Genomic DNA, 6,009 nt, shown 5'->3' with positions numbered 1-6,009 from the left:
CCAATCATCCGGTCCGGTGAAGCTGTAGAAGGTCTTCGCGACACCGGAGCCGCTGTCGGTGGCACCGAGCGTCAGGGTCACGGGATCGGTGTACCAGCCGTTGTGGCCCGGCACGCGATCGGCAGCGCACGTCGTGACCGGTGCGACGGTGTCGACGTTGACCGTCTCGGTCACCACAGCACCGATGTTGCCGGCCTCGTCGACCGAGCGGGCGCTCAGTGTGTGCTCGCCGTCAGGAAGCGTGAGGGCTTCCTCGTAGTCCAGCCAACCGCTGCCAAGGTCGTACTCGACACGGTCGAGACCCGAGGTGCCGTCCAAGCCGCTCAGCTCGGCGAGCACCGTAGAGGTGTACCAACCGTCCAGGCCTGGTGTGCCGGTCAGCGTGATGCCGGCTGTCGGCTTGACGGTGTCGACCAAAACGGTCTGCTCCGCAGTGTCGCTCTCGTTGCCTGCGATGTCGAATGAGCGGGCTTGCAGCGTGTGCTTGCCGTCGGAAAGCGTGAGGGCTTCCTCGTAGTCCAGCCAGCCGTGACCGTTGAGGTTGTACTCGATGTGGTCGAGCTTCGACGTGTCGTCGCCGCCGCTCAGCTCGGCGAGCACCGTAGAGGTGTACCAACCGTCCAGGCCTGGTGTGCCGGTCAGCGTGATGCCGGCGGTCGGCTTGACGGTGTCGATGCTGAACGTCGTGCTGTCCGCGGGCTCTTCGTTTCCTGCGGCATCAACGCTGTAGAAGGAGACCGTGTGCTCGCCCTCGCCACTCACGGTGACCGGCGAGTCGAAGTCGTACGGAACGAAGTCCCCGGAGTCCACTTTGATCCACGTCTCCGCCACACCCGAGAAGACACCGCCAGACTCCGGGTCGTCCGCATTCAGACTCACGGTCACGGGCCCGACGAACCAGCCGGACTCGCCAAACAAACCGGAAAGATCCGCTCCGGTGTCGGGAGCGGTCATATCGATCATGAAGCTGACTGCGTCAGAGCCGGTGTTGCCCGCTCCGTCAGTCGCCGAAGCCATCGCTGTGTGGAATCCCTCGGTCGTCCAGATGTGGGGAAGCGCAGGATTCGACGTCACGATCACGCCAGGATCGGCGTCTACGACGCTGAACTCGAACGATTGTGCAGATTTGTACTTTCCGTCGTCTGAAGGATTCGTGATCGTCACGATCGGATCCGTAGAGTCGACACGGAAGGAGACCGAGCGGCTAGCCTTGTTGCCTGCCTGGTCCGAAACGCTCGCCGTCAGCGTGTGTAGCCCTTCCTCGACGATGGTTCCGCCAAAGTAGGGCAAGCCGTCGAGTATCATCGCAAACGTGCCCACCTCGATGCTCGAAATGGTGTCGCTGTAGCTGACTTCGGGAGCGACTGACCTCACGCAGTCGCCCGAGGTCAAGTTCGTGAACGAGATGCTCGGCGCGGTCTTGTCGATCTTGATCGTCAATTGCTTTGCGGGACTCTCGACATTGGCCGGAACCGCCTTGTCCACAGAGCGGTAGTAGATCGTGCGTACGCCCTCCTGAGTCAAGCTGACCGAGTTCCCCCGTGTCCACGAAACACCGGCATCGAGGCTGTACTCGGTGTAGTCGACGCCTGTGCCGCCGGAGTTGTCGGTGGCGCTCAGGGCGATCGACACGTTGCTCGTGTACCAGCCTGAACTGCCGAGTGTGCCACTCACGGAAGCCGTCGTGACAGGCGGCGTGGTATCGCCGACGACGACCGTGATCGAGTCGACGACTGCGTTCTCGAGAGGATTACCGGTCGGCTGAGCAGGCGTGATGGTCGGCGTGATGACGAGAGTGTATGTCCCGGCCGGACAGCCAGCGGCCACGTTCAGCGTGGCTCCGACCGTGTAGGGCGTCGGGAAGCCCACCCACGTCACGTCATTGCTGTTGTCGCCCCAGAAGTTAAGCAATCCACTCGGGGTGCTCGAAGAAGCTGCACCGGCCGCACTCAGCGAGTAGACGGTCGGAATCGTGACCTTGGCCGGCACACTCTCAGTGAAGCTCTTGGTGAGCTTGCCGATTGCACTGACCTTGATAGGAAATGCGGTCGAAGCGCCTGCCCCGATGCGGATGACGCCATGCTCGGTTCCCGCGACCACCTCCACCGAGACGACCTCGGCAGCGAACGCCACGGCTGCTACGGTATTCGGGACGCTCGAGATGAGCAGCGCGAGAACAGCGGACAGGACGCGGTGAAGCAGCGTTCGACGCAAACGCCACGCGGACGAAGCGCGCATGACTACCTCCGATTTACGGTGTCCGCGATACGCGGACACTCCGACCTTCGCCAAGTGACGTTTCGCTGGTTGGCGGAACCCTCCCCCCCCTGGAGGTGGAACGAGACTACTCTCCGAACGGTATGAGCCACAATCCGCCAAAAGGTGGAAAACCGGTACATCCAACGCAGGACGCGTCGGACATGAAGGTGTCATCGAACAGCCGGTCCGGCGGCAGGAGGGGGCTGAACGGCCTCCGCACCGCTGCTTGACCGGACACTACGCGCAACCCGCCCACGCGAGAGCGTAGCGGCGGCGGCGCGCGTCAGATGGCAGGTTGGCTACTCGAAGGAACTGCGCCGCAGACTGATCGTAGAGAGAGCACTCTGCCGACCGATGTTCTCGAGGTTCATCTTCTCGATCCGCTCCTTCTCGCGTCGCGGTCCCCACCAGGATGCCACGGATGGGTGCCCCGCGCGAGGTCGCGCGAGGAGCGAGATGACTGGGGGTTCGTCACGCCTGTTGCGTCTCACGAGCGCTGCGCACGCGCTCGACCCCGGCGTCGCAGCGGTTCCCCCACACCTCGAGGAGCTCGCCGTCGCGCAGCACGTAGACGACCTCGCAGTTGTTCGGACAGCCGCCGCACTCGAGACCGGTGGTCTTGAACGAGACGTTGCGAACCGCAAAGTCAAAGCGCTCCTCGGCACCGGATGCCTTGGCCAGAAGCGCGATGCCCAGCGCACCGGTGAGATGCCCGCACTCATCGACCAGGATGTCATGGCCCATGGCACGACGGAATGCTTCCACCACGCCGACGTTTTTGCTCACTCCGCCCTGGAACACGATGGGCGGTTCGATCCGCTTACCCTTACCCACGTTGTTGAGGTAGTTGCTCACTATCGCATTGCATAGTCCCGCGATGATGTCCTCTACCGCATAGCCCATCTGCGCCTTGTGCACGAGGTCCGATTCCGCGAACACAGTGCACCTGCCCGCGATCTTCGTTGCGCGCTCGCTTCGAAGCGCATACTCGCCAAAGAGTTCCACGGGAATGCCGAGCCGTCGCGCCTGCGCGGTCAGGAACGAGCCCGTGCCCGCTGCACAGAGCGTGTTCATCGCATAGTCCACGGGCACGCCGTCGCGCAGGATGATGATCTTGCTGTCCTGGCCGCCGATCTCGAAGATCGTGCGAACGTCGGGGTGCAGCGAGAGCGTCCCCATGGCGTGTGCCGTGATCTCGTTCTTGACCACGTGCGCGCCAAGAATCGCGCCGATAAGTTCGCGCGCCGAGCCGGTCGTCCCGACCGAGACGACTTCAGCGTCCGAATCGCCCAGGCCCAGTTCCAGGTCCTCAAGCATGCGTTTGACCGCGTCGACGGGGTTGCCCTCAGTCCACAGATAGGTGCTCGCGAGGATCTGACCGTCCTCGGCAAGCACGACGCCCTTCGTCGAGATCGAGCCTATGTCGACGCCAAGGTAACCCTTAGACACGGACGATCCTCCTCTTGCGCATCTCCAGCATGTCGCAGAACGCCTCGATCCGAGTGCGGACACCGGTCTCGGCGGTCTGCGAGTCGTAGCTGAGGAACAGGATCGGGAACGTGTGCTCCCGGGACATCTTCTGCATCACCGCCATCGCGTTCACCTCCGGCATGCAACCGAAGGGCTTCAAGTGTACGACGCCATCGAACCCGCTCTCTATGAACCCGTGCGTCAGGGACACCGACTCCGTTCCGTGCGCTCCTATGTGGTGACGCACCCAATCTCCGGAGTGCGCGATGAGGTCATCGACGTGCCCATACCCCTGGATCGAGTGCTGGAGGACTGCGGTGATCGTCATGTGACGATGCACCTCGACCCCACGAATCGCAAGCTGACGCTCAACGTCGTGGTTCGAAAAGGGCTCCATCACAACATATAGCTCTCCGACCACGCCCACGCGAAGCGGGTCGTCCGGACGCTCCAGTGGAATCGAGCGCATCTCTTCGAGCGTTTCGTCGCGCAACGCATCGATCTCGCGGACCGTGTCGGCATCCTGCAGTCGGGAGAGGAAACGCGCCTCGGCATGTTCGATTTCGCCTTCGCGAGCCTGGAACCCGACGTTCTTGCGCACGAAATCCTGCACCGAGTCTATGGCCACGCCTATTCGATGGGCGAACACGAAGGCATCTTTCACCCGGCGGAGCGACAGTTGCGGACACGTCTTGTTACGGAAGTCGCGGATGAAATCGAGGGCGTTGTTCCCGGCGTCGACGCGAATGAACCGCACGTCGTAGCCCAGGTCGTGCAGAATCGCCGCCTGCACCTCGCCGTAGTAGCCGAAGCGGCACCCACCGACGGCCTGGATGATGGTGTTTGCGCCCATCTCGATGGCCTCGATGAAGTTGCCGATGTTGTACTTGAATGGAACGCACACGAACTCAGGACTGTGCCGGGTGCCGAGTTCCAGGGTGCGCGCGGTCATCTTGGGCGGGACCACGGTCTCGCACTCGAGGCGCTCGGCGAGAGCCTTGAAACCGATCCAGTAATCGCCCATGTGAGGGAACGTGATCCTAGGCGGTTCCACGGATCGCCTCCGGCTCTCCTTGCGGGGCCGCGCTGCGACCATCAGCGGCCCTGCCCATCATCAGGATATCCACGAAACTCTCCATGCGCGTACGCAGCCCGGTCTCACTGGACAACTCGTCCAGCACCAGGATGGCAATCGGAACGTCTTTCACCCTGCGCTGGCAAAGCTCGACCATGAGCGAGTCCGGCCCACACGGAAAGGCCACCAGGAAGATCATCCCGTCGACCTTGTCGCGGTAGTACTCCACCGCGCCAAGGAGCTGCTTGTTGTAAGTCCACTTGACGTCCGTGGAGATGTGCGCGTACAGGCTACGAGCCACCTCGTGGTCGAGCGCTTCGGAGTCGAGTACTGTCACGTCCAGGGACTCCAGGTACCGCTTGATGGGAGCGCCGATGAACTCGTCGGCCAGGTTGTAGGCGTGTCCGACGATGAGAATACGCAGACGGTCCCGTGGTGCGTCGACGAGCGACTGCTGTTCGCGCGCCAACTCGCGCTCGTGGGCCCGGAGGTTGAGTCTCGCGCGATGGTACGCCGCACGCACCCGGAGGGGGTTTCGGCAGAACTTCCGTCCCAACCGCAACATCTCACGCTTCTCCGAGATGCCCCGCTGCTCATCTACGACGTACGTGATGAGGGACACGCCCTCGACCGAATGGCGCGCAATGTCGTACGCACCCATGAGTTTCACGCATGCATCCTCGCGCGGGTACAGGGAGGCGATCGCGGGCACAAGCACGTAGTCCGCACGGCCGCGCAAAGCCTCGACATGCCCGAGGAAGATCTTCATGGACAAGCAGGACTCGTCCACCGCGAGCGAGGCCCCGCGCTCGAGCAGCCACTTGTTGGTGGGCGGACTCACCACGGTCTCGCAGCCGAGTTCCTCGAAGAACGTCGACCAGAGCACGTGGTACTTGTGGTAGAGCATCGATCGTGGGAGTCCTATGCGGATCGCGTCGGCCACGCGAAACCCCTCTCGGCACCCAACCGTCGAGTGCGGCGTGGGGGAGAATATAGCACGCGGCGCGCTAGGAAGGGTCGGTGCCGCTCGGGAAGCGACTCCGTGGGGATTCTACCCTCCGCTACAATGTACTCGGGCGTCTCGCGTCCCACAGCACAGACAATTCTCATCTGGCTCCGCTTTCACGATACGGGTGGCGCGATTGCACGCGGACGCCGATGAGTGCTCGGCGCCAGGCGCCTGACATGACGCCGATTCCGAGGAG

General features: G+C 63.0%; 4 protein-coding genes. All 4 read right to left on the bottom strand.

Annotation, left to right across the window (positions count from 1 at the left end):
• A partial coding sequence (locus Q8K99_11470; GenBank protein ID MDP2183172.1) for a hypothetical protein occupies positions 1-2,238 on the bottom strand: 2,238 nt, incomplete at its 3' end.
• A gap of 492 nt (positions 2,239-2,730) precedes the next feature.
• Entirely contained in the window at positions 2,731-3,708 is a 978-nt protein-coding gene (locus Q8K99_11465; GenBank protein ID MDP2183171.1) for an acyl-CoA dehydratase activase, read from the bottom strand.
• Positions 3,701-4,753, bottom strand: coding sequence for a hypothetical protein (locus Q8K99_11460; protein MDP2183170.1), 1,053 nt, complete (start codon positions 4,751-4,753; stop codon positions 3,701-3,703). Before Q8K99_11460 ends, Q8K99_11465 begins: the two co-directional genes overlap by 8 nt.
• Positions 4,754-4,769: 16 nt before the next feature.
• Entirely contained in the window at positions 4,770-5,747 is a 978-nt protein-coding gene (locus tag Q8K99_11455) for an acyl-CoA dehydratase activase-related protein (protein ID MDP2183169.1), read from the bottom strand.
• Positions 5,748-6,009: the final 262 nt, after the last annotated feature.

This window comes from Actinomycetota bacterium, assembly GCA_030682655.1.
GTDB lineage: Bacteria > Actinomycetota > Coriobacteriia > Anaerosomatales > JAUXNU01 > JAUXNU01.
The sequence above is the reverse complement of the archived record's forward strand: the minus strand, read 5'-3'. Positions and strand labels throughout refer to the sequence as shown.

Coding starts and splice junctions, on each gene's coding strand:
- Q8K99_11460 (MDP2183170.1), bottom strand. CDS start 4,753: ATGGGCGATTACTGGATCGGTTTCAAGGCTCTCGCCGAGCGCCTCGAG.